The organism is Pseudomonas graminis (assembly GCF_900111735.1).
GTDB lineage: Bacteria > Pseudomonadota > Gammaproteobacteria > Pseudomonadales > Pseudomonadaceae > Aquipseudomonas > Aquipseudomonas graminis.
Map to the genome: position 1 here is coordinate 1 of NZ_FOHW01000030.1, position 24,474 is coordinate 24,474.

19 protein-coding genes, 1 tRNA gene and 4 pseudogenes are annotated in these 24,474 nt (G+C 61.1%); 3 read left to right on the plus strand and 21 right to left on the minus strand.

Translation table 11 applies throughout. The features are described 5' to 3' along the window. Nucleotides 1-212: 212 nt before the first annotated feature. From BMY98_RS19710 to BMY98_RS19785, 16 genes and pseudogenes are all read right to left on the minus strand, one after another. Nucleotides 213-572: a type III secretion protein HrpV gene (locus BMY98_RS19710; RefSeq protein WP_074891939.1), complete on the minus strand. Its 360-nt coding sequence runs from the start codon at nucleotides 570-572 to the stop codon at nucleotides 213-215. Nucleotides 573-574: 2 nt separating this feature from the next. Next, complete coding sequence (gene hrpT / locus BMY98_RS19715; RefSeq protein WP_074891941.1) at nucleotides 575-778, minus strand: HrpT family type III secretion system protein; 204 nt, start codon at nucleotides 776-778, stop codon at nucleotides 575-577. After that, nucleotides 775-2,883, minus strand: a complete 2,109-nt coding sequence (gene sctC, locus BMY98_RS19720; protein WP_074891943.1) for a type III secretion system outer membrane ring subunit SctC — start codon at nucleotides 2,881-2,883, stop codon at nucleotides 775-777. The genes hrpT and sctC overlap by 4 nt, the downstream gene beginning before the upstream one ends. Before the next feature lies 1 nt (nucleotide 2,884). Beyond that, nucleotides 2,885-3,313 carry a type III secretion protein gene (locus tag BMY98_RS19725; RefSeq protein ID WP_074891945.1) on the minus strand — a complete coding sequence of 143 codons (429 nt, stop codon included), beginning with the start codon at nucleotides 3,311-3,313 and terminating at the stop codon, nucleotides 2,885-2,887. Next, on the minus strand, nucleotides 3,300-3,524 hold the full coding sequence (locus BMY98_RS19730) for a type III secretion protein (protein ID WP_065989219.1): 225 nt from the start codon (nucleotides 3,522-3,524) through the stop codon (nucleotides 3,300-3,302). Before BMY98_RS19730 ends, BMY98_RS19725 begins: the two co-directional genes overlap by 14 nt. Nucleotides 3,525-3,617: 93 nt before the next feature. Then, nucleotides 3,618-4,196, minus strand: a complete 579-nt coding sequence (gene sctL / locus BMY98_RS19735; RefSeq protein ID WP_074891947.1) for a type III secretion system stator protein SctL — start codon at nucleotides 4,194-4,196, stop codon at nucleotides 3,618-3,620. 37 nt (nucleotides 4,197-4,233) lie between these two features. Further along, nucleotides 4,234-4,773 (minus strand): type III secretion protein, encoded by a 540-nt coding sequence (locus tag BMY98_RS19740; RefSeq protein ID WP_074891949.1) that lies wholly within the window; start codon nucleotides 4,771-4,773, stop codon nucleotides 4,234-4,236. Continuing rightward, nucleotides 4,773-5,576: a type III secretion system inner membrane ring lipoprotein SctJ gene (gene sctJ, locus BMY98_RS19745; RefSeq protein ID WP_074891950.1), complete on the minus strand. Its 804-nt coding sequence runs from the start codon at nucleotides 5,574-5,576 to the stop codon at nucleotides 4,773-4,775. The genes BMY98_RS19740 and sctJ overlap by 1 nt, the downstream gene beginning before the upstream one ends. Before the next feature lie 9 nt (nucleotides 5,577-5,585). Continuing rightward, nucleotides 5,586-5,960 (minus strand): type III secretion system inner rod subunit SctI, encoded by a 375-nt coding sequence (gene sctI / locus BMY98_RS19750; RefSeq protein ID WP_074891952.1) that lies wholly within the window; start codon nucleotides 5,958-5,960, stop codon nucleotides 5,586-5,588. Nucleotides 5,961-6,001: 41 nt separating this feature from the next. Further along, nucleotides 6,002-7,054 (minus strand): hypothetical protein, encoded by a 1,053-nt coding sequence (locus tag BMY98_RS19755; RefSeq protein WP_074891954.1) that lies wholly within the window; start codon nucleotides 7,052-7,054, stop codon nucleotides 6,002-6,004. A 53-nt stretch (nucleotides 7,055-7,107) separates the two neighbouring features. Then, on the minus strand, nucleotides 7,108-7,440 hold the full coding sequence (locus BMY98_RS19760; protein WP_074891956.1) for a type III secretion system major pilin HrpA: 333 nt from the start codon (nucleotides 7,438-7,440) through the stop codon (nucleotides 7,108-7,110). 170 nt (nucleotides 7,441-7,610) lie between these two features. Then, on the minus strand, nucleotides 7,611-8,519 hold the full coding sequence (locus BMY98_RS19765) for a sigma 54-interacting transcriptional regulator (RefSeq protein WP_074891958.1): 909 nt from the start codon (nucleotides 8,517-8,519) through the stop codon (nucleotides 7,611-7,613). Nucleotides 8,520-8,673: 154 nt separating this feature from the next. Then, the gene (locus BMY98_RS19770; protein ID WP_083398838.1) at nucleotides 8,674-9,615 is read right to left on the minus strand and encodes a sigma 54-interacting transcriptional regulator; all 942 of its coding nucleotides are present in this window, start codon (nucleotides 9,613-9,615) and stop codon (nucleotides 8,674-8,676) included. 1,065 nt (nucleotides 9,616-10,680) lie between these two features. Continuing rightward, nucleotides 10,681-11,766, minus strand: a pseudogene (locus tag BMY98_RS19775) (transglycosylase SLT domain-containing protein); the annotation flags it as partial. A gap of 130 nt (nucleotides 11,767-11,896) precedes the next feature. Further along, nucleotides 11,897-16,516 (minus strand): AvrE-family type 3 secretion system effector, encoded by a 4,620-nt coding sequence (locus BMY98_RS19780; protein ID WP_083398840.1) that lies wholly within the window; start codon nucleotides 16,514-16,516, stop codon nucleotides 11,897-11,899. 102 nt (nucleotides 16,517-16,618) lie between these two features. Beyond that, on the minus strand, nucleotides 16,619-17,059 hold the full coding sequence (locus BMY98_RS19785) for a LexA family protein (protein ID WP_065989204.1): 441 nt from the start codon (nucleotides 17,057-17,059) through the stop codon (nucleotides 16,619-16,621). Nucleotides 17,060-17,157: 98 nt separating this feature from the next. On the opposite strand from BMY98_RS19785, the gene BMY98_RS19790 reads away from it, so the two are divergent. Continuing rightward, nucleotides 17,158-17,886, plus strand: coding sequence for an SOS response-associated peptidase family protein (locus tag BMY98_RS19790; RefSeq protein WP_074891962.1), 729 nt, complete (start codon nucleotides 17,158-17,160; stop codon nucleotides 17,884-17,886). Nucleotides 17,887-17,939: 53 nt separating this feature from the next. Here the strand turns inward: BMY98_RS19790 and BMY98_RS19795 are convergent. Next, nucleotides 17,940-18,104 (minus strand): annotated as a pseudogene (locus BMY98_RS19795) (hypothetical protein); the annotation flags it as partial. Nucleotides 18,105-18,483: 379 nt separating this feature from the next. Here BMY98_RS19795 and BMY98_RS19800 point away from each other — a divergent pair. Further along, nucleotides 18,484-19,971, plus strand: coding sequence for a SulP family inorganic anion transporter (locus tag BMY98_RS19800; protein ID WP_074892033.1), 1,488 nt, complete (start codon nucleotides 18,484-18,486; stop codon nucleotides 19,969-19,971). Between the two features lie 132 nt (nucleotides 19,972-20,103). Here the strand turns inward: BMY98_RS19800 and BMY98_RS19805 are convergent, their stop codons facing one another. The 4 genes and pseudogenes from BMY98_RS19805 to BMY98_RS19815 all read right to left on the minus strand — a co-directional run bounded on the left by BMY98_RS19805 (nucleotide 20,104) and on the right by BMY98_RS19815 (nucleotide 23,629). Continuing rightward, nucleotides 20,104-20,988 carry an EamA family transporter gene (locus BMY98_RS19805; protein WP_074891964.1) on the minus strand — a complete coding sequence of 295 codons (885 nt, stop codon included), beginning with the start codon at nucleotides 20,986-20,988 and terminating at the stop codon, nucleotides 20,104-20,106. Nucleotides 20,989-21,221: 233 nt separating this feature from the next. Further along, a pseudogene (locus BMY98_RS28160) lies at nucleotides 21,222-21,743 on the minus strand (methyl-accepting chemotaxis protein); the annotation flags it as partial. A 384-nt stretch (nucleotides 21,744-22,127) separates the two neighbouring features. After that, nucleotides 22,128-23,363, minus strand: a pseudogene (locus BMY98_RS28165) (methyl-accepting chemotaxis protein); the annotation flags it as partial. Nucleotides 23,364-23,538: 175 nt separating this feature from the next. Beyond that, nucleotides 23,539-23,629, minus strand: a tRNA-Ser gene (locus BMY98_RS19815). A gap of 169 nt (nucleotides 23,630-23,798) precedes the next feature. On the opposite strand from BMY98_RS19815, the gene BMY98_RS19820 reads away from it, so the two are divergent. Continuing rightward, nucleotides 23,799-24,470: a Bax inhibitor-1/YccA family protein gene (locus BMY98_RS19820; RefSeq protein ID WP_074891968.1), complete on the plus strand. Its 672-nt coding sequence runs from the start codon at nucleotides 23,799-23,801 to the stop codon at nucleotides 24,468-24,470. Nucleotides 24,471-24,474: the final 4 nt, after the last annotated feature.

Sequence of the window (24,474 nt, forward strand, 5' to 3'; positions counted from 1 at the left end):
CGAGCCGCATGGATGCGGCGAGAGCGCCGTCAGGACATGGATGTCCGTTCGGCGCGGGCCCACGGAGCGTCGTCGGAGTGAGGGAACCCGACGAAGTCGGGCCAAATCAGGAGCAGGCACTTTTGCTTACTTTTGGTGCTTTTCAAAAGTAAGTCGCCGAAGGCGAAACAGTCTGCCCCCAGGCAGACGCCCTTGATCTTAAGGATCTTGAATTACTGCAAAGCATCGCTGAGATGCCCCAACCCCGCCAACTCCAGCTCCTGCCGACGAATACTGTCCAGACTCACCGCCGCCCCCTGCGCATCCGGCACCGCATGCCAAACCACAAAATCCCGCTGCACATCCAAAAACAGAAAGAAATCGTTAAACAACTCCGCCTGGGAAAAACGCCGCTCCAACGCATCGCGCAACTGCTCCGGGCGCAAGGCGCGGCCCTCGATATGCAGCGCAATGCCCCAGTCCCGGTGCTCACGTCGACTGACAAACGCCACGCCCGCAGCCACCGGCCAGATCGCCGCACGCTCGGCGGCGACATGGGCATAAAACGCTGATTTTTCCGATACCCGAATCATGCTCAGTCCTTCAATGGCACCACAGTAAAATCCTGCTCATGGTCACGCTCATCAATCCCCTGACGCATGTCCGGCGGCCACCAGATCACCAGCTCCCGGTCATTGGAATCCGGCCGTTTGCACGAATAACCCGAACAACCGTGGGTGGCACACCCCGCCAACGTGGCGGTGACCAGAAACAGCAAAAGCAAACCGCGCAGGTTCATCGTGTAGCCCCCTTGAGCAGCGAAGGTCGGTTCTGTTTGGCCTTGCTCGACACCTGCGGCTGGCGCAGGGCGATGTAGATTTCACTCTCTGCCCCCGGCTGCAGCCACGCGTGGGGCCAGGCGCTGACGCCCATCACCCAGCGACCGCCGCAGCGGCTTTCGTCGATGCGCACCGGTTTGCTGGTGGTGTTGCGCGCCACGACCACCGCGACCCCCCAATCCTTGCGGGTAAACCACTGCGAACGCTGGCGATCCATGGTCAGCCCGGTACCCGGATCACACAGGCTGTCGGCTTCGAACGGCAAAGTCTCGCCGCTGTTGAAGCCCACCGGGGTGACGCCGTCGAGCAACTGGGTGAAGGCGTTCTGCACATCGCTACGGGTCGGTTGTTCGCCACCGTCGCGACGCTCCTTGATGCGCTTCATCTGGTCATCGACGTCGTGGGGGTTGCCGTTCTGCACGTAGCGCGCCGGGTTGATCTGATCGCCGATCAGCCGAGGCGTGAGGATGAACAGACGCTCACGCTGGTTCAGCTTGCGGCTGCGGGACTGGAACAGCAGCTTGCCGATCACCGGAATGTCGCCCAGCAGCGGGATTTTGTTGACCTTGTCGGTGGTTTCCAGCCCATGGAATCCGCCGATCACCAGCGAGCCGTGCTCGGCGATCACCGCCTGGGTGCTGACGTTGCCCTTGCGCACAGACGGCTGGTCTTCGTTGATTTGCGAGGTGTCGATCTGGCCGTCCTCGATATCGACGATAAGCTGGACCTGGGACTTGCCGTTCTGGTCCAGAGAGCGCGGAATCACCTGCAAGCTGGTGCCCGCCGTGATGGGCACGATGTCCGCAACCCGCTCGGAAGTGGCGGTGAGGTATTCAGTGCGGCTGAAGTCGATCACCGCCGGCTGGTTTTCCAGGGTCAGGATCGACGGGTTGCCGATCACCGACGCCGCGCCGTTGCCTTCGAGGGCATGCAGGTCGGCCGAAAATTTGCCGGCGTCCTGGATAAACAGCGTGGTGCTGGTGCCCTGCTCGAACAGGTTGGCGCCGCCGCTCACGCTGCCGCCCTTGAAATTCCAGCGGCTGGACAGCTGCGCCAGCTCGTTGCGGTCGATGTCGAGAATCACCGCATCGATCTCGATCAGGTTACGCGGCGTGTCCAGTTGCTTGACCAGCTTCTCGTACATCGCCCGACGCTTGGGCAGGTCGTAGATCAGCACCGAGTTATTGCGCACGTCGGCGCTGACGCGGATCTTCGAACGGCCCTTCTCTTCACTGGAGGACCCGCCGCGTTTGCCACGGGAACCCAGCACCCGGTCCAGCCCCTGTTCGATGGCGCCGGTGTCGAAGCCCTGACCTTGCATGCCGCCATAATTCAGGCCCGACGACGTGGTGCCGCCTCCAGACCCGGCAGCACCACCCTGCCCTTGCAGCAGGTTGACACCGTTGATGGATTCGCCACGGGAGCGGCTTTCCAGCAGCTCCTGAAGAATGCTCGCGACACCGGCGACGGTGAGCTGTTGATCGCGATAGCGAATGGTGCGGTCAGCGGCGTTGGCGTACTTCAGCGGCAGGACCACGACGTCCTGCTTCTCGGCTTTTTCCGGTGCCTCGACCTTCTTGCTGTAACTGCGCACGAAGTCGACGTACTTGGCCGGACCGCGCACCAGCACCACCCCTTCGTCGGGCAATGCACCCCAACCGAAGCGCTTGTCCAGCAGGCCGACATCGGACAGCGCCTGCTGCAGGTCATCGACCGCTTCCGGCGACACTTCGATGCGCGCCGAGGTCTGCTCGCTGGTCGGGCTGATGTACAGGGTTTCGTTGTAGACGAACCACTGGAAGTGGTGCTCCTGACCGAGCCGGTCGAGGAATTCCTGCGGGTTCTGTGCACGAATGCGCCCATCCAGCGTGCCCGGCATCGCCGGCATGTCCAGGCCGATGCCGAACTCCTTGGCGAAGTCTGCCAGGGCAGTCGCCAGTTCGGTCTGCCGCGCGTCGTAGGCGTAGGCGGTGTGTTTCCAGGCGTCAGGCACCGCGGCCAGCGCCGGCGCACCGATGCCGATGCCGATCATCAGCAAAGGCAACCACATTAAGGCCTTGCGCATTTCACACTCCCGGTTGCCAGGTTTTGAGGGTCGAGCGGGACGACGAAGCGGTCGCGCTGCGAATCGAGGTTTGCATGAGGCTGAGCATCGCGGCGCGCTGATTGGCCAGGCGCTCCAGACGTTCGAGCAGTTGCGTGGGATTGCAGGGGTCGGCGACCCAACTGACCAACACCACACAGCGGGTGTCGGGGTCGATGGCGAGTCCGCCCTCGCAGGCACAGGCCACGCCGGCACCGCCCTGGGCGAGTACCGCGTCGAGGCGCTGCGGGTCGCTGCCGTCGTAGGGATCAAGCACATCGAGGCTCAGGCGAATGCCGTTGCCCGAGACGGCGAGTCGCGCGTTGGCATCGTCGATCCAGCAGTCCAGCGGCACGAGCGGACGTCGCTCGCACCACTGAGCAAGGATCGCGCTGAATTCACTGAATTCCATCGATGATCGCTTTGGTGATGCCGTGTTTGGCGCGCAGCCCTTCGTTGAGAATCATGTTGGCGACGTTGGTCTGCTGCGAGGCATCGCTGAACGCCTGGAAGTCTTCCATGGTGCCGCTTTCCGAGGCGGTTTCGGCGGCGTCCTGCATGTCGTCCTGGGCGCGGGAATAGGAGTGATCGAGGTGGTTTTGCAGGGATTTGAAACTGATCATGCCGGTGGCTCCAACTGAGGGATTCAACCCCTGAGTGGAACCTGCGGCCGCTCCGGTTCCATCAACCGTCACATCCGGGTCAAGAAAACCTCATTATTGCGCCGAAGACCCCGCGAGCCCGCGTCGCAGGCTGTCCCAGTCGATGTCGAACGCGCCGTTGGCATCGCTCAGGCGCAGGGTCTGCGGCGCCAGCGCCGGGTCAGCCTTGAGCTGCCAGTGGCCGGCAAAACGGCTGGCCGACAACCACTCGCCGAGGCTGTCGAGCAGGTCGGGATGGGCGCTGAGCACGGCGGTGGTTTCGGCGGTCTGCCCGGCAGCGAGATGCCGCATCAGTGCGCGGCTGCGTTCAGCGAGCGTGGTCTGGTCGAGCAACTCGGCAAGGGCCTCGTTGAGCAACGTTTCCACAGCCTCCATGGATTCCTCGACCAAGGCCAGGCGCTGCTGCTCCAGTTGCTCAAGAAAACCGTTGGCGCTGTTCCAGAAGTGCGCCAGCGCCTGATCCTTTTCGTGCTGCGCCTGGGCGTGGGCAGCGGCAAGCATCTGTTCGGCTTCAGCGCGGGCGTTGTCCAGCACTTCGGCGGCGAGTACGGTACCGGCCAGGTCTTCGCGACGCAGGATGTCGGTGACCAGCACAGCGGATGAAGACAACACGAGACGACGCTTGGCGAGCATGTTCAGCTCCTGAAGGACAATGAGGTAACCGCAATCATCAAGGCGTCGACACCCGCCATAACACCGATTGCCACAGGGTTTGCAGCTTGTTCTCGGGGAGCTTGGCGCACGCCTGCGGCAACACATCTGGCGCCCAGGACAGGCGCAGCCGCGACCAGCAAGGCTCGCCCGCCCAGGCCGCCAGCAAAACGCGCGCATCGCTCACCGAAGGGTCCAGCCACAACCCGGGCCGCAACGCCTTGGCCACCGCGCGGCACCAGGGCTCATGCACCTGCCCGGCATCGTCAGCACTCGCCTGCCCGCCTTGGCCGAAACAGATTCGGCCCGCCAGGGACAACGCCCGTTGCTGCTGGGTGTCATCCAGTTGCAGCCATTGCATCAGCGATTCAACGGGCGGCGGCTGGCTCGGGACCACGCCGACGCTGTGCAGAAACACGTCGTGGCGAGTGCCGAGCAATTCGGTGCAGTCCTCGCGGGTCATGCCGCAATGGTCGGCGAACACGTCGATCCAGTCGGCATGGGCCCATTCCCAGGGCGCGCACCACCAGCGAATCCAGTGCTCCTCGGCGCTGAGCATTACGCCCGCACCGGCATGCTCGTCCGTGCACCCCGGCGCAGGCCGATCCGTTGCAACAGCGCGTCACGCCAGTCGCCACGCAGCACCAGGACGATCAACGCAATCAACAGCAGCGCGGCAAACGGCGCGAGCCACAGCATGCGATTCCAGAAGCCGAGGTTGGCGCTGTCGATCAGGAACGGCCCGAAATTCACCAGCCGTTCGGTGTCCTGAAACTCCGCCGCCGGCACGAACACGATGGCGAATTTCTTCGAATCCAGGGGCTCGCCGGACATGCCGGGAATGCTGCTGGCGACCATTTGCTGAATTCGCCCGCGCACGCTGTCGGGGTCGAGGGCCGCAGTGTGTTTGATGAACACCGCCGCCGACGCTGGCTGCACCGGTTCGCCCGGCGCGATGCGCTCGGGCAGCACGACATGCACGCGGGCGACGATCACCCCGTCGATCTGCGACAGCGTCGCCTCCAGCTCCTGGGACAAGGCGTAGATGTACCGCGCGCGCTCTTCCAGCGGCGTGGAAATCACCCCTTCCTTCTTGAAGATTTCACCCAGGCTGGTGCGCGATCGATGGGGCAGGCCAGCGGCATCGAGGATCCGCACCGCGCGATTGATCTCGGCGGTCGGCACGCTGATGACCACGCCGGTCTTCTCGCTGCGCTTGCGCGCATCAATGTGCTGGTCGGCGAGGCTGGCGATCACGTCATTGGAATCCTGCTCGGACATCCCGGTGAACAGGTCCGTGTCATCGCTGCAACCGCTGAGCAGCAGCATCAGGCAGATCAGTCCCGCAGTCAGGTATTTCACGGCATGCCTCTACTGCAGGTTGGTCAGTTTATCGAGGGCCTGGGCGCTCTTGCTGACGACTTTGGTGGTCAGCGCCATCTGCAGCGAATACTGCGACAGCGACCGGCTCATCTGGGAAATTTCCAGCGGGTCGTCGGTGGTGGACGCCCGTTTCATCTTGCGCGCCGCTTGCTGCGACAGCTTGTCGGTGGCGCCAAGACGGTCCGACAGCGCGCTGGCGATCTGTTCGGACAAATGACTTTGCTGCGTCGACAGTTCAGGGCGCATGGCGGCGTTGAACAGATCGACGTCCGCCTGCGAAGGCCCGCTGACCAATCCCTGATCCAGGCGCGGCTCAAGATCGGTGGACGGCGATTTGAGTTGGTTGACATTGGAAAGGGTCACGGGGGTTCTCCGGCAGACGGTGTCGAGGGGCGCAGCTGGGTTCAGGACAGGCTATTGCTGGTGTTGCCGCCGCCCACCAATGCCGAGACAAGGGCGGAAGCAGCCTGGGCCAGCATGTTTTGCTGATCGTGTTGGGCGAACGGGTTTTGCCCGCCTGCGCCATTGACGCCGGCACCGTTCTGTTCAGCTTCCAGGCCTTTTTTGATCAGGCCGCTGAGCAGTTGCCCCAGGTCCTGGGTCACGCTATTACCGGCACCGCCCGACTGAGACGCGTCGTTCATCGGCGTGCCGAGGCCGCCGCCGACGCTGGCATTGACGCCCTTCTGCAGCAGATCGCCCAGCAGTTGGCCGAGGTCTTGATTCACGCTGTTCGGAGTCTGCGCAGCGCCGCCCGATGGGTCGGAGGGAGAAAGGCTGCCGACCGGGTTACCCAGTGGCGATCCGCTGCCGGCATCACTGAGGCCGCTTTGTTGCTGGCCGAGTTGACCACCCAGAGAGTCGAGCGCAGAACGGAAGTCAGCGGTCTCTTTGCCGTCGAGGAAGTTGTCGCCCTCAGCCGTGAGTTCGTTCTTCCAGGAGCCCGAGTCCGGTGCCGGGAATCTGACCGGATCCTGGGCCGTGCGCTGGTCCATGAATTCGGCGATTTTTTCCAGCAGCGGCATGTCGTCTTTGGAGAAGGTCGTGCCCTTGTCCGTCTTGGTCAGCAGATCATCCAGGGACGCCTTGGCCAGCCCGTTGAGGGTCTGCGACATCAAGTCCGGTGCGCCGGCACCCGCCTGACCAGCATCGGCGGCAGCACCAAAGTTGTCGCCCAGCTTGTCTTTGATCAGGTCGCCCAGCGCGGCCTTGATCATGTCCGGGCTGCCGCCGGCCAGGGACGCCAACGGGTTGTTCTTCTGCATCTGCTTGCCGACCATCTGGCCCAGCGGCGATTCCTTGTCCAGGTGCCCGCCTTTGGTCAGCGCCTGAGCGAGCTGATCGATGACGTCCTTGAGCGACTGCGAGGTCTTGTCGCCGCCTGACGTCGGCTGGGAAGCCACGGTGCCGATGTGCAGGTTTTGCAGCGGACTGGTATTGGCATTGAGACTTAGCATGAAACCTCCATCCTTAGGTGGATGCCCCCCTTTTCAGGGGGCGCTCGGACCGATCAGTAGCTGATGCCCTTGGCGTTCTGCGCCTCGGCACTGATCGCCTTGTTGGCGCTGTCTTCCTTGCCGGAGCGGATAGCGCTGAGGACGTCGTTGGTCTGCTTGCGGATGTCGGCTTCGGTCTGCATGGCAATCAGGCGCGCCTGGCTTGCATCGGCCTTTTCGGTGGCGGCGTTCTGTGCCGCTTCGGCCTTGGAAGGGGCGGCGGACTCGGTGATCTGGTTTTCCTGCTGGACTTTGGTCACAGCGTTGGCGCCCTGCTGGGTCACCTGCCCGGCGCCAGTGATAAAGCTGTTGGCGAGGCCACCGACCATTGCTATTGGATTTGGCATGTCGAACACTCCTGAGTCATCACCAGCGAAAGTGCTTGGTGCCAATGGGTGGCCCGGACCTCAGGATCGGTTCCCATGTCGCTCAATAAAGTTCGTAGCAGGCGGGGACGCTGCGGATCTGGCCGTTTGAACGCAGGGTGTGTCGCCAGAGAAAGCGGGATTAACGGAGGTCAGACGTCAAGTTCTTTCATGCGGTGGTAGAGCGTCCGACGGGGGATTTCGAGCTCCTGACTCACGGCATCGACGCTGTTGTTGTGGCGCTTGAGCGCGGCTTGAATCAGCGCTTTTTCGATGACCCGCAACTGCGATTTCAGGCCTGATGATTCGCCCTCTTCGCTGGCCTCTCCGCCCAGCAGCGGAAAACCCATCACGTGACGCTTGGCCGCTGATTTCAGTTCGCGAATATTGCCGGGCCAGTCGTGGTTGAGCAGGACGTGGCGCAGCACGCCAGTGGTCTCGGGCACCGGAATACCCGATTCCTGCGCCGCCGCCTCAGCAAAACGCGCGAACAGCGGCAGGATGCGTGCCCTCTGCTCGCGCAAGGGCGCCAGGGTCACGGTCAAGACGTTCAAGCGGAAATACAGGTCCCGGCGAAAGCGCCCCTGCTCGACCATCTCGTCAAGGGAGCGCTGGGCCGAGGCGATGACGCAGACGTCCAGGGCAATCGGCGATGTCGAGCCGAGCCGCTCGACCGAACGTGTTTCCAGCACCCGCAGGAGTTTGGCTTGCAGGCTCAGGGGCATGCTGTCGATCTCGTCGAGGTACAACGTGCCGCCCTGAGCGGCTTCGATGTAGCCGACCCGCGCCCGATCCGCACCGGTGTAGGCGCCGCTGACCACGCCGAACAGTTCGCTCTCGGCCAGGGATTCCGGAATGGCCGCGCAGTTCATCGCGACCAGCCGGCCCTTGCGCCCGGACAGCGCGTGGATCCGGCTGGCGACGGTGTCCTTGCCAGTGCCGGTCTCGCCCGACAGCAGCAGGTCGATCCCCAAATGACCGAGACTGCGGGCAACCACGCGCAGGTTCGGCACCTGGTGGTCGTCCTCCAGTTGCTCATCGAATAACTCGTACACACTCATCCACGACCTCTGGTAGTTCAGGGTTACGCGACATTGGCTGCGCGAGATTGGCTGCGAAGTGAGTGGGACCGGCTTTAGCCGGGAAGAGGCCAGTGTGAGCGTCACCAGATGTGTGGTGTAACGCCTGACGCCTTCCCGGCTAAAGCCGATCCCTCTAAATCAGGACCGCTTCATCCGCATCATTCATCCCCAGCTCTTTCATCCGGTGATACAAGGTGCGCCGGGGAATTTCGAGCTCCTGCACTACCGCTTCCAGGCTGTGTTTGTGACGCTTGAGTGCGTCCTCGATGAGCATTCTTTCGATGACCCGCAGTTGGGTCTTCAGGCCGGTTTCCAGATCACGGTCCGCAGGCGCATCACCGCCCAGCAGCGGGAACCCCAGCACAAATCGTTTGGCCGCAGACTTCAACTCGCGAATGTTGCCAGGCCATGAATGGCTGAGGAGCAACTGCACCAGACGATTGTCCAGCTCCGCGACCGGGCAGCCAAAATCGGCGGCGACTTGCTGGGTGAACTGGTCGAACAATGGCAGGATCTGTTCGCGACGCTTGCGCAAGGCTGGCATTTGAATGGTCAGCACATTGAGCCGGAAAAACAGATCGCGACGAAAAAGCCCTTGTTCCACGAGTTCATCCAGAGGGCGCTGCGCCGAGGCGATGACCCGAAGATCCACCGGTATGAAATCGGTCGAACCCAGTCGCTCGATGCCCCGGGTTTCCAGAATCCGCAGCAGCTTAGCCTGCAGGCTCAACGGCATGCTGTCGATTTCGTCCAGATACAGCGTGCCACCACAGGCCGCCTCGATGTACCCCTCACGGGATCGGCTGACGCCGGTATAAGCGCCGTTGACCACCCCGAACAGCTGACTTTCCGCCAGGGATTCCGGAATCGCCGCGCAGTTCATGCCAATGAAAGAACCTGTCCGCCCGGACAAGTCATGAATACGTTTGGCCAGTGTATCTTTGCCTGTTCCTGTCTCCCCGCACAGCAGCAGATCCATACTCAGGTTTGCGGTATTCAATGCTATTTGCTGGATATCCAGCGCCACATTTTCAGGCTGACACGAACAGTCGCTCACATCGATTTCTTCTTTCATCGATACCTCTCGTAGTGGGAGCAAGCGATTTATTAATACCACGCATTACAAAGGCAGCAATAATTAAATTTAGTTCCCCGACGACGTGAGGGCTACTTCACGACGATTCAGTGATATCACTTTGACTTTATTGACGACGACAACTAATTATTCGCAAAACATTCAAACGACTATTTAAAATTATCCCTTGCCCCCGACTGGACGCTGACTTACCCGGGTCGCCAAAAGGCCCGAACTGCTTCGTGCATGCATCACAATAGCTTAACAATCATCAGGTTATGCTCTGCCATGGTGCATTCCGTCTCCCTCTGCCGGGTCTTCCTGACCGTCGCGCGGCGGTTGACAATTCAGCTCGCTTATTAGTGCACTTCCAGACCTGGTTGAACTTGATCGTGCGCGATGGGCCGCCGTCTATTAAACATCCGCCCCTGCCCACTACTAACGAGAACTAACTTACTCGCCAGACTTATGCAGCACAGCTTCCGATAACTTATATAACGCGACATACACTGTTGAAGTTACTCAATCACTTGCCTGTGTCTTGTTAGTTTCGAGCGCCACTAGTTTAACTACGTTCGGAAATCCGACCGTTTTAACTCGGTTTTCCGAACATGATTTACTGTACTCCCGCGTATAGGTCCAGACCCCTTGAGTTTAGCGGGTCGGGCATATCGCGCGTTCTGATCTGGACGATTAAACCCACGGCAAAGGTTTGCGCATCAATGCTGATTCCATAATAGGATCCAACTAATCGTTGTCGCCGAAGATGAGTTATCAGGCACTGCTCACCGAGCCGAAGCACTCATCCACCTGTCACAGCGGATGTTTCTAATTGTGTCTTCGGCGGCGACTGGCCACGATGTATCAGCGCTTTTACACAACGCTGGAAAAGTTTGGTGAAATTTTCGTTAATTGATTGTGCGGACAGGTCTCACCCGGCTGGCTCGGGCCCATGGGGCGTGCAAACCAGGCGTGCAGAATGGTATCCGAATCGACACACGGCGAGCCTGTTGCTGCCAAAAAAGGGCCTGAGGCGGACAACTCAAGGGGTCAAGCGTGGTGTCAGGGACGCACGATGCCCGCTGACGCCGTGGCAGTACTGACCGCCAGTGCCTCGTTACCGTGCATGACGTCGTCGGTCATTTTGTCCACGGTGGCGGAAAGCTGCTCGAACTGGTCGCGAGGCACCAGCAGGCGAGAGGGTCCGTCGGCGGTTTTCTTGCGCAGAAATGCCGGGTTGAGATTCAACAGCACCGAGCGATCAATGCCGGCAGTGACGGCAAGGCGCTCCAGATCCACCGGCCGCGCCAGCTCCAGCACCGTGAAATACGGCGCGTTGGCCACCGGGCTCAGCTTTACGCCATAGGTCTCGGGCTCGCGCACCAGCAACGACAGCGCCAGCAGGCGCGGCACGTAATCCTGGGTTTCCTTTGGCAGGCTCAGGTGCCAGTAATCGGTCGGCAGCCCTCGCCGCTGATTCGCGTCGATGGCCCGGCTTACTGTGCCCTCTCCCGCGTTATAGGCCGCCATCGCCAGCAACCAGTCGCCGCCGAACTGGCTGTGCAGACGCGTCAGGTAATCCATCGCCGCTTTGCTGGAGGCCACCACGTCCCGACGGCCGTCGTACCAGGCGGTCTGGCGCAGGTCGAAGTCACGCCCGGTGGCCGCCATGAACTGCCACAGCCCGGCCGCGTCGCGGATCGAATTGGCTTTAGGGTTGTAGGCGCTTTCGATGATCGGCAACAAGGCCAGCTCTGCCGGCATTGCGCGTTGATCGAGGGTTTCGACGATGAAGTGCAAATACGGGCTGGCCCGCTGGCTGGCATTGCGGATGAACCCTGCATTACCGAGAAGCCAGTTGCGCTGGCGCACGATGCGTTCATTGACGCCGTTGTCGTCGGCCAGACGGAAATCCTGTCCCATGCGCTGCCAGATATCACTGCCGTCGTAGGGTTGCGCCGGCCGCGAATACGCCACCGCCTCAACGCTGCGATTAAGGCCCGCGACCAGCCGCGGCGTGCGTTCGGTGCTTGCCTCGGGCGGGCCGTAAGACTGGCAACCGGCACACAAGATCGCGACGGTCAGTGAAGCGATGCGCATCGGTCGAACGATACGCAGAGCGCCCGAATACGGGCGGGAGGCAGGCGGCATGGGAGGTCATCCTGAGAGGTTTATGCTGTGTGGCACGGTTGCCTGAACGGTTCCGTGGCGAGGGGCTGAATAGCGGAAATTACCCTTCGGTCGGACTGACAACGCCGACCGAAGCGGGTGAGCAATGCACTCACGTCGGGCGATAGCTGCCCGCACCCGGGGCCGCCATGCCCCTCAATGACGGCGTGTCGCGCTCGGCAGTCAATTGCCCCTCAAGTTTGTATCCCACCGGCGCCTGCTGGGCTTCGGCGTAGTCGAAGGTGATCTCGCCGCGCAGCCGCTCGACACTCAGGTTGCTGCCGCTGCGGAAGTTGGTCCAGATCCCGGGCAAGGTGAACGAGTCCTCTTTGGCGGCGTTGCGGAACACCGAAATGCTCTTGATCCGCAGGTTTTGTTCGTCGTCCAGAATCGCCTTCAACGTGGCGTCGGTGAGGGTCCCGGCGATGGCCTGCTGATCAATCGTGGCCTTCGCGTCGTCCGTCACTTCCAGCTTGATCTCCGCCCGGGTAGTGCCCCTGCGGTCCTGAAGCTCCTTCACCAGCCCGGCCAGTTGGGGGTCCTGACTCATCAACCCGGCGATTCTCTCGGCATTGCCCGAGTTGGTCGTTCCCCCCAGCCAGACGCGCACCGGATCAGTGGCGCGCTTGCTGTTGCTGGCGCGGTCGATGCGGTTGACGTTGCTCTGTTTGGTGGTGAAATCCATGGTCGTCATCAGCCGCGTGTTCTGATCCGCCGCCTTGTCCTGGCGCCGGGTCTGGCTGAGGCTGTTGAGCGCGGCGTACTGAGCGTTGGTCAACGGTTCGGCGGGCGGGATCGCCACGGTGGCGTAGGTCGACGCCAGCGCTTCCAGTTGCGCCTTTGCGTCCTTGCCCGACAGGTCCGGCGCATCGATCAACGGAAACGCCTTTTCCAGCGTGCTGGCGAGCGCTTTGGTCTCGGCCGGCAGTAACGGCAACGTGTCCTTGAAACGGATATCGAACGCTTTGCCGGTCTTGTTTTCCACCACCACGCTGGCGGTGACACCCGTCGGCACCCCGCCCGACAGAAACACGCGATTAGGCTGCGAGCTGAACGCAGCATCGAACAACCGCGCGTAGGCGGTCGCGCCGCCCTTCTCCAGAAAACGTACCCTGTTGTCGGTCCGGATGTCCGTGCGCAAACCGTCCGATCCGCGCCCTTTCACTCGCTCGCGCTCGTAGCTGGCGAGGTTGGCGGTGCCCACAGCACCAGCGGAAAGACGCATGAAGCCCTTGACCGGCTTCGCGCCGATCTGCCCTGCATTGAGCCGGTATTCAGCGCCGAGGTTCAGGTCTATATCGGCGTTGTGCTTGGTGCCGGTGCGCAGTTCCTGCTCGGCGCTTTCATCCAGGAAAGACAGTGGGTGCAGCCGGCTGGCCACCGCCCCCTGCGCGTCGCTGCTTTTTTGCAACGGTGTGCTGGTCAGGTCCCGCACGAAGCCTTCGATGTCCTCGTCGCGCACGAAGAAACTCAGCGCGTTGCTCTGGGTGTATTTGTATTTGAGGTCGGCGCTGACGCCCATCCAGCTGCCGTTCTGTATCAGGTTGGCGGAGGTGTCCTGTTTCGGCGCGGCGTGATCGGCAAACCCGGCACCGAAGCCGATGTTGCCGCCACCGGCCACGGCGCCGTCGCGGTTCATCGAGACCTTGAGCCCGCGCTCGTAGCGGGTAAAGGTCAGGCCGTAGGTGCGCTCCGGCTCGACGTTGACCCGTCCGCCGAGATACGCCGGCCCGGTGACCGGACCACTGACGCCGGCGGTGACGTTGCCGGCATAGTTGCGGCTTATTTTCAAGTTCTCCCGGGGTTTGAGCTGACGCAGTGCCGTGCTCAGTTCTTCGCTCATGCGCGCAGGCGGGACGTCCATTCCGGCGCGCAGGTTCTGCGTCATCGGATGCTTTTCATCACGGAAGTATTTGAGCATGGTCTTGCTGGCGTCGTAGCTGGCCTCGAGTTCCGTGTGGCTGCGAAACCCGGCGTCGGTGTATTTCTTCAGCGGCGCGTTGGCGTATTCCTTCGCGTAAGTCTGCTCCAGGGTATTGGCCACGCCATCGAGCAGCGCGTTCGAAGTATTGCCTTCGCGGGCCGCCGCCGTGAGCAGATCAAGCTGCTGATTCAACTGAAAGAGCACATCGGCGTTGAGCGCCAGCCGCGCCTTGACCAGCGCCTGCGCATCGCCCCTGTCACGGTCCCCATCGGGCTTGCGATGGCCGACCTGAAAGCGCTGGGACGTCAGCTGTTCAAGCAACCCGTTCAACGGTGTATCGGTCACGCCGGAAACCGCCAGGGAGTGCGCCAACCCGGCCACCATGTCGTTGGCAACCGGTTTCGACGGCATGAACGTCGGGTTGTCCTGCCCGTCGCTCGTCAGGACACCATGGTCCTGGGCCAGGGAGCGCAGCAGCCGCTCGGTGTCTTCGGCAACCGCCTGGGTGGCTTGCTCGATGACGTCGGCGAGCAGATCAGCCTTGGGATTGTTGATGAACGCGCCATTGCCGCGAATCTGCTCCAGCCGCGCGCTCATCGCCGGCACCCTGGCCGTGGGCCTCATCCTCCAGCGTTGATCCAGCCGCGCCAGCATGTCCGATTCGGTTTGATAGACATCCGCCAGGCCTTTGCGGCCCTTGAAAACATGGGTGGCCTTGTCGAACGGCTTGCGCAGGCCCGCCCCGACGCGCAAGTGCGACCTCAGGTAGCTCAATGGGCCGGGCGTGGCTTCCTTGGGCGTGACCGTTTCCATATTGGACCGGCCCAGCACGGCGGCGTTGACCTTGAGGTTGCCGCGGCGGGTGAAACCTCCGAGGGCGTGCTCGCGTTCGGCCAGGCGTTGATGCAAATCATGCTGCCGCGTCAGCCTGGGGTTCTGTGGCGCTTTCGCAGTCAGGCTGCCGTCGGCATTCAATTGCTGTTCGGTGGTGCCATGCTTCACCAGCAAGGCGCCATCGGGGGCCGTGCGAATGCTGTCCAGCGAGACGCCCGCTGGCAGATTCGGCTCAACCAGGCTCCACGCGGACTGATCCTGGTGATGAACACCCAGGCCCTGTTTTCCGCCCTGCCAGTGTTGCGCCGCCATGCGAAACAGCGCGCCGGCCTTGAGTACGTAAAGATCGCCGCCTGCGATGGTCATGTCCTGAATGTGGCGCTGGTCGACCTCATGGGGATCCGGAATGCCCAGCGTCTCGTCGTCGCCAAATCCCGGCAACGGCGGCAGTGCCTGACGCGTGCCTTTCTGGTCGTGGGTGCGCAGGTGTCCGTCGCTCAGGGTGACGTAGCGATCATCGTTGAGCACCGCGATTTTTTCCGCGACAACGTCGTGGGCGCCACGCAACGTCGCGCCCGCCTTTACCTCAGTGCCATGGCCGGTGGTGAGGTCCGGTCCGCTGCCCATCGTCCGCGACAACGCCTGGGCCTGCACGGCCAGACGCTTGACCGCGCCTTCTTTATCGACCACGTAGGCGAAGCCGTCGTTGCCCTGATGCAGGTCTTGCAGACTCGACTCCGAACCTTTGCTCCACTCGTCGGTTCTCGGGTCTTGCACCAATAACTGACCGTCCTTGTGCGCCACGCTGCCGCCGTCCAGATGAATCATCTCGTGGGCGTCTGGCACCAACGCCGGCAAATTCTGCTGCCTGACCACTGCGGTTGATTGACTGAGATTCCAGCCGGGCACGAAATCACCCTTCGTGGCGTCCCATTGAGCGGTGTGCTCCTTGCCATGGGCGTCCTTGAACCGCGCGTTCAGATTGCCGGTCTGGTCATTGAACAGACCGCTGAAGGTCAGCTTGCCAAACTCCGCGACCGCCAACTCCCTCGCAGCGTGGGGCTGTAGATTGAGCGAGTCCGGCCACTGTTCACCGGTGGGCAACCGACCTTTGTGCAAACGCCCGCCGCCGTCGACCATCAGCAGATGTGGCCCGGCGACGCCGATGGCTGAAGGCTTGTCGGCTTTTTTATCACCCAAGGGCGCGTTGTTGAGGGTCAGTTCCGTGGAGCGACCTTCCGGCTCCTCCAGATGAACGGCCCCGTCGTGTGTCGACACACCGAGCAACTCATTGCCCCGTACCGCCGTCGCACTGACCGGATGAGCAAACATCACGCGCGTTGGCTGACCGTCACCCAGCTTCCAGACAACGCCTGCTTCATCGAGGGCGTGGACATCGTTGCCATCAAGGCTCAATGATTTGAACGTGCCCTCGTGGCCATCGGGCACGCCGGCGGCATGCCAACTGGCGTCGCCGCCAAAGCGAAAAAGCTGCTTGTCATGAAGGGTCCAGACGTCCCTGCCAGCGCCTTCGAAGATGCCGCTTTTCTGAGCCAGATGCCCCTTGTCGAAGGGTATCGCCGGCGCCACGCCGCCGGTGCGATGAGGCCTGGAAGCAACATAGGCATGGACCGTATGCGCGGACGCATCGGCCCTGACGGCAAAGCCCTGGGCGTCGATCAACTGACCGCCAGGATGCTTCGTAAACGACTGGCCCGGCTTGTTGAGGATCTCGCTCAACAGACGCTGTTCGTTGTCCAGCCCTCCAATGCGCCCTCTATCGCTGACCTCCACCCGCCCCTGGGCATTGACCGCCAGGTCGAGACGCGTCGGCGGGTCTAACGGCTGCAGGGCAACGCCGGGGTTTTGCCCGGCGGCGGGCTGCTGCGGGCCGTCATGGCGGCGAAAGACCGAGGCACCGAAGTGTTGAAGCGATCGCAACGGGTTATCAAAACGCATGAGCAGACATTCCATGGAAGCGTCCGCCTGAGTGGCTGCCGCCCCCCAGCGGGTTCCCTCCGGATTGAGCCTTTGCCCCTGCCCCCTTGCCTGTTCTCTATAACAGAGGCCCGCCCCTCACGAATGCATCACCTTGTCGTGATCGCGAACGCTGTATTTCACCACGCCCCAGATCAACAGCTCGTCGCCTTCCATGACGTAGCGCGGCGGGTATTTAGTGTTCTCGGATTTGAGGATGACCTCGTTGCCCCGCATGTGCAGGCGCTTGCAGACCGGCTCGGTATTCAGCGCAGCGATGACGATGTCGCCGTGCTCGGCATAGAGGCTGCGGTCGACGATCACCAGGTCGCCGCAATAGATGCCCGCGCCCTGCATGCTGTCGCCTTCTATTTTTACGAGATAGACATGGGGCGCGCGAATATCGAACAGCTCGTCCAGGGAGATATGCCGCTCGATGTGATCGGCCGCCGGCGAGGGAAAACCTGCCGGCACTTGAAAGGCATAAAGGGGGAACCGCTCGCCCGCCGCCGACAACCGGCCAAGGATGGTGACACTCATGGGACTGACCTTGTGTTTGTTAACTGTACGTATATACAGTTAACGTTCTCAGCCGCGTGCGGTCAATCTTGTAAGCAGGAAAATTCGACGGGTGACACATGTGCGGACGCTACTCGATCTACGAGCCAATGGACCATTACCTCAAGACGCTGGCGCCAGAGCAGCTGGTCATCAACGGCTACGATCTCTGGCCCATCGAGCGTTACAACGTGGCGCCGACCACCCGCGTTGAAATCATCCGGCCGGTCGCTGACGGCCTGAGCGTCGACAAAGTACGCTGGGGCTGGTCGCCCCACTGGGCAAAAGGCAAACGGCCCGACCCGATCAATGCGCGGGTCGAAACGGTGATGACAGGCAAGTTCTTCAAGGATCTTTGGCCCAACGGTCGCGCCCTCGCGCCAGCCAACGGCTGGTATGAATGGGTCAAAGACCCGAACGACTCGAAGCGCAAGCAGCCGTACTTCATCCATTTGAAAGATCAGGAACCGATGTATTTCGCCGCATTGGGACAGGTCAGGCCTGGCCTTGATCCGGACGAACGCGACGGCTTCGTCATCATCACCGCAGCGAGCGATGCCGGCATGCTCGACATCCACGACCGCCGCCCGCTGGTGCTGACACCCGAACTCGCCCGGGAATGGGTCGATCCGCAGACGCCGGCGTCACGCCTTACGCAAATCGCCCAGGAAGGCTGCCGGCCGGTCAGCGATTTTCACTGGCATGCCGTGGGCAAGGAGGTCGGGAATGTACGCAACGAGGGCGCACAGTTGATCGAGCCCGTGGCTGGGCCCGACCTGCTGGCGGAAGTTCAGAACGAGGACGTTTGATCGCAGCACGGGGTGATCAAACGGCACTCAATGTGGCAGATGGCGAGTGGTCAGCTCAGGTCGTTCATGCCCTGATCGTCCATGCGCTGGCGGGTGATCACACTCACCGACTGCGGCGTCTCGCGGATGGACAGCGGCAGCTTGGTTGCCGTGTTCATGGAACCCGTTGTGTAAGAGCCCGAACTCTCCGTGGTCGCCTGACCCGCAATGCCGTCGGCGTTGATGCTCAAGCCTTGCAGCGCGATGGTGCCCGACGCCGAGTTTTGTTAAAGCGCGCGATTTGGTTTTACTGCTGTTACGTCCATCAGTCGGCTCGGGCGAATTCAGTCTGGACCGGGCGGCAAGATCACAATTATCATGCCCATGTCCCACGATGAATAATCAAAGGTACTACCTTGCCCCGTTCCAACTGGCTGCCTACGCCGCCTTAGCGCTACGCCCCCCTCGCTTTACCCTGACCGCCACCTGACTGCGGTCGAATCCTGCTGCGCCTGATTTTCTGTCCGCGGCTAATCCACAACTCAAATGAAACAGACACACGTGTATCGCCCAGCGCCCGCCGCTGCGCGTCATGCCGTGCCTGCCATGGGTGAATTAATGTTCGAAAACTTCAGAACCGCCTGGCTGTCCGACGCCAGAGCGAACGTACTCGCTGGACTCGTTGTTGCGCTGGCCCTTATCCCCGAGGCGATCGCCTTCTCCATCATTGCAGGCGTCGATCCAAAGGTCGGCCTGTATGCCTCTTTCTGCATTTGCACCGTCATCGCCTTCGTGGGCGGCCGCCCGGCAATGGTATCGGCGGCGACCGGAGCGATGGCGCTGCTCATGGTCAATCTGGTCAGAGACCACGGTCTTGAGTACCTTCTGGCAGCCTCGTTGTTGTGCGGGATGCTTCAAATCATTGCCGGTTATCTGCGCCTGGGCGAGCTGATGCGTTTCGTCTCCCGCTCCGTCGTGACCGGGTTCGTGAACGCGCTGGCGATCCTGATCTTCATGGCACAACTGCCGGAACTCACAGGCGTGACCTGGCCGGTTTATGCCCTGACGGCCGGCGGGCTGGCCATCATTTACCTGTTTCCAAGACTGCCCGTGCTGGGGAAGCTGCTCCCCTCGCCGCTGGTGTGCATTATCGTACTCACGGCGATTTCAATCTCACTGGGACTGACCGTACATACCGTAGGCGACATGGGATCGTTGCCTGACAGCCTGCCGATATTTCTGTGGCCGGACGTGCCGCTGAACCTCGACACCCTGCTGATCGTTTTGCCCTACTCTGCCGCCCTGGCGGTCGTAGGTCTGCTGGAGTCGATGATGACCGCGACCATCGTCGACGACCTGACTGACACCTCCAGCGACAAGAACCGCGAGTGCAAGGGGCAAGGCATCGCGAACATCGCGTCCAGCCTGATAGGCGGCATGGCAGGTTGCGCAATGATCGGGCAGTCGATGATCAACGTGAAATCCGGCGGCCGCACCCGACTGTCCACGCTGAGCGCCGGGGTATCGCTGCTGGTGATGATGGTCTTCCTCGGCGACTGGCTTGCGAAAATCCCGATGGCGGCGCTAGTGGCCGTGATGATCATGGTGTCGATCAGCACGTTCAGCTGGGACTCGATCCGCAACCTCAAAAAGTATCCGCTTTCAACCAACATCGTCATGGTGGTGACGGTTGTGGTCGTGGTCGCCACCGACAACCTGGCTTTCGGGGTCGTCGCGGGCACCTTGCTGGCGGCGATGTTCTTCGCAAACAAGATCGGGCATCAACTGGAGGTGAGCTCAACCCGTGATCCCGAGCACCCTCACCGCACGTATCAGGTAACCGGTCAGGTGTTCTTCGGATCAGCGGACAGGTTTATCCGATCCTTTGATCTCAAGGAGCCCCTCGATACGCTGGTAGTTGACCTTCGCGAAGCCCATTTCTGGGACATCACGGCGGTTGCGGCATTGGACAAAGTGGTGTTCAAGCTTCGTCGGCTGGGGGTCCATGTGGATGTCATCGGGATGAACCAGGCCAGTGCAACCCTTGTGGATCGCTTCGGAATTCATGACAAACCGGGCGGTTTAGAGACGCCAATGGGGCACTGACTGCAGCGCAGTGGTCACACCCCACACAATCGTGACGCCGGGAAGGCTTGGCAAACGGCTTGCGCTGCGCAAAGACGCAGCGCTGCAATGGATACGCGTGGTTTTGCGAAAGTGATCCCGCGTCGCCCGTCATCAAGCCACCGCGCGTCGCCCTCTACCGAATAATTTGGGGCCCAGCAAATTGACCGTCAGACCCAGCATGACAAGCATCCCGCCTGCGCATTGCAGCAGGCTCAGTCTTTCCCCCAACACCAAAGCCGAGGAGCTCAGGCCGACCACCGGCACCAGCAGGGAAAACGGCGCGACCTTGCCTGCCGGGTAGCGAGACAGCAGCTTGCTCCAGCTGATGTAGCCGAAAAGCGTAGCGACGAAGGCCAGGTAAGCCAGCGACAGCACCGAGCTCCATCCCAAATTAAGCAACGAATGCTCAATGAGCGCCGGCCCCTCCAGCCACAGCGACATGGCGAGAAAAGGTAGCGGCGGAACAATCGCACCCCAGACCACCAGGGCAACCAGATCAACGTTGCCGAACCGGCGCGTGATGATATTGCCCAACGCCCACATCGACGCCGCGCACAACACCAGCAACACCGCCAGCAGCGGTGTCGCAGCCCCCGTGCCCATGCCGATAAGGGTCAATCCGCCAGCCGCGATGATTAAGCCCGCCACGCTGTACACGCGTAATTTCTCACCGATGAAGATCGCCGCGAATAGCAGCGTGAAGAACGCCTGCGCCTGCAGCAGCAGGGAGGCCAGCCCCGGTGGCATGCCATGGGCCATGCTCTCGAACAGAAAGGCGAACTGACCGAAAGAAATGGTCGCGCCGTACGCCAGCAGCCAGAACCAGGGCAACTGCGGACGACGGATAAAGAACACGGCAGGAATCGCGACCAGCGTGAACCGCAGCGCGCCGAGCAACATCGGCGGCAGGCCATCCAGCCCGTATTTGATCACGATGAAATTCAAACCCCACGCAATGATGACCAGCAATGCCAGGCAAAGGTCTTTAAACGGCATGGTGTTCCTTAAGAGGGGACTGCAGCGCGCTGCTGAGGATAGGGGGCAGGTCGATTGTGCAGGAGCGCACGGATGCGTTCAACCGGGCGGGCATGCACGCAAGGAAACGCATCCTCTCGACGGCTCAAGCCACTATCACTTGAGCCCCGACCTTTGAGCGAATGCGCCGTCAGGCAACGACCTCAGCTGAAGGGAACGCCGAGCTTGACGTCCAGCCGAGATATGTCCGCCGCCTAGACTTTAAATTGTCCCATCAATGCTTGTTGGTGGTTGGCCAATTTATTGAGCATCTGGCTCACCTGCGCTGACTCGCCCGCCTGCCGGGAGATGCTTTCAGTCACGTCGCGAATGGCAGCCACGTTACTGTTGATTTCTTCCGCCACCAGACTTTGTTCTTCGGCGGCGCTGGCGATCTGCAGGTTCATGTCGGTAATCATCCCTACCGCTGCACTGATGCGCTTGAGCGCACTCACCGCAAGCTCCACTTGGCGTACGCTGTTCTGCGCCTGTTCATGGCTCGTGCCCATGGTACCGACGACGTCGCGCGTGCCGCTTTGAAGGCCCTCAATCACCTGGCGGATTTCTTCAACCGAATCCTGGGTGCGCTTGGCAAGGCTGCGGACCTCGTCAGCCACCACAGCAAAACCTCGACCGGCATCACCGGCTCGGGCAGCTTCAATGGCCGCGTTGAGTGCCAGAAGGTTTGTCTGATCGGCAATCGAGCGGATCACTTCCAGTACAGAGCCAATCTGTTGGCTGCTGTTGGAAAGACCTTCCACCTCACCCATGGCCACAGTCATCTTGTTCGCCAGCAATTCAATGGCCGTGGTGGTGGTGTCAATGACGGCGAGCCCTTCATGGGTCGCTTCATCGGCACTGCGGGCAGCTTCGGCTGCTTGCGCTGCATTGTGAGCAACATCATGGGCGGTAGCGCTCATTTCCTGAAAAGCGGTGGCCACCTGATCCACTTCACGGAACTGCTGTTGCATTCCGTCACTCGTTTGTTTTGCGATAGCTGCCGACTGGTCAGCGGTGGAACGTGCATCCAGGACGGATAGCTTCACGTCGGCAATGATCGGCTGCAGCTTGTCGAGGAAACGGTTGAACCAGCCAACCAGCTTGCCCAATTCGTCGTCCTTTTTGTAATCCAGGCGGCGAGTAAGGTCCCCTTCTCCGGTAGCGATGTCCTTGAGCATATCCGCCACTTTCAAAATGGGCCGAGTGACGCCGCGGGCGTTCAGCCACATCAGCACCAGACCGGCAATAACGGCCAGCAAGCCCATGCCTAGCGCCATACGGCTGTCGCTGGAGCGACGGTTGTCGAGTTCCGCTTCAAGCTTTCTCGCCGGCGCGGTCAGGATTTCTTCTGGCACTTCGAGCAGCACACTCCAGGGCTTGGAGCCGGGAATGGGTATCAGCGGTTCCAGCACCTGCAGCAGCGCCCCCTGACGCAGCATCTGCGAGCGACCGCTGGCGGTCAGGCTAACGAGCTCAGCAGCTTGGGCACCAAAGCCCGTGCTCAACGGTTTGCCCAGCAAAGAGGCATCGCCGCTATGGGCAGCAAAAAGGCCCATGGGACTGACAATGCTGATATGACCTTGGCCGTCGTACAGCTCGGCATTTGCCTTGTTGCTGATCTCCTGAAGGCTGGCCAGACTAATGTCAGCCCCGACAACACCCACGACCTTGCCATCTACGACAAGCGGAACCGCAATGCTGGTCATCAACGTTTTGACGTCGTCCACTTCATCTACATAGGGATCGAGTACGCAGGTTTTGCCGCTGGCAACAGGGCAGGTGTACCAAAAATTATAGGCAGAGCCATTGCTCATCACGGTGGTGTCAGTGAGTAGTTTTTCCTTCATGGCCTCGGCTTCGAGTGTTCCGTCGTTGGATTGTGACCAGTACAGGGCGAAGCGGCCCTTTTCATTACTGCCTAACGTCGGCTGGTTTAAAAACTGCTCGTCCTGCCCGTCAAGACCATTGGCCTCGAAGACCACATACAGTCCCAGCAGATTGGGGTTGCCCTGGAGAGCGTCGTGTATGTGTGAGGAGAGATCGGCACGCACGGATTTGGGGTCGATGCTGTGCTGCCGTGCCTGGGCCATCAGCATTTTTACTTGCCGGGTAAACCCTTCGCTGTACTGGTAAACGTCCATAAAGTAGCGCTGGATGCGCAGGGCTTGAGTCTCGCCGCGAGCAGCCATGCGTTTCTGCGCGGACTCCTGGAGCATGGCGGTGCTGGAAGCCTGGACAATCCGGGCACTGCTTCGCGACTGATACAGCGAAGCGCCGACCAGCAGCGTAACGATGAACAACAGACAAAGGGCTGCGAGCAGCGTGATTTTCCACTGAATAGAGAAGCGATTGAACATGGGTGTGCCTTGGATGCGTCGAACGTGCCACTTATATCGGCGCAGCCGTTCGTTACCTGAATCCAAGGCTCCCCTGCGTCAACGTCTTGAACGGCGGCGGCCAGCGGCAGTCATCATCGCGCACCAAACCCCGGAAACGAAAAAGCCCCGCATATGCAGGGCTTTTTACTGTGTTTGGCGGGGAACTAGGGATTCGAACCCTAGAAACGCTATTAACGTTCGCCGGTTTTCAAGACCGGTGCATTCAACCACTCTGCCAATTCCCCGAAGCATTTGGCGTCGAAGGTTTTTCACCCCTCCGGCGCTTTGCGGGCGCCATAATACCGTAATGAAACAAGCTGTCAAACTCTCCGGCTAGCGCGCTGCCTCGCCTCTGTTATGATCTTTGCAACTTGAGGTTTCAAACCCTTCGTTTTTACCACCAGGAGTAGCGCCATGCGCGAACAGGATTACGCAGTCAACAACCGCGTGCAGGTCGAGCAGCTAGAGGTTAGCCGCGTCCTGCGCAACACTTACGGCCTTCTGGCCCTCACCCTCGCCTTCAGCGGCGTCATGGCGTTTGTCTCCCAACAGATGAACTTCCGTTACCCGAACGTCTTCGTCGTGCTGATCGGCTTCTACGGTCTGTTCTTCCTCACCAACAAATTGCGCGACTCGGCGTGGGGTCTGGTTTCGGCGTTCGCGCTGACGGGCTTCATGGGGTTCATCCTCGGCCCGATCCTCAACCGTTATATCGGCATGCAGGGCGGCGCTGAAGTCGTTGCTTCCGCGTTCGCGATGACGGCACTGGTCTTCGGTGGTCTGTCGGCCTATGTGCTGATCACGCGCAAGGACATGAGCTTCCTCGGCGGCTTCATCACCGCAGGCTTCTTCGTATTGCTCGGCGCCGTGGTGGCCAGCATGTTCTTCCAGATCAGCGGCCTGCAACTGGCGATCAGCGCCGGCTTCGTGCTGTTCTCGTCGGTCTGCATTCTGTTCCAGACCAGCGCGATCATTCAGGGCGGTGAGCGCAACTACATCATGGCGACCATCAGCCTGTATGTGTCGATCTACAACCTGTTCATCAGCCTGTTGCAGATCTTCGGCATCATGGGCAGCAAAGACTGATCAG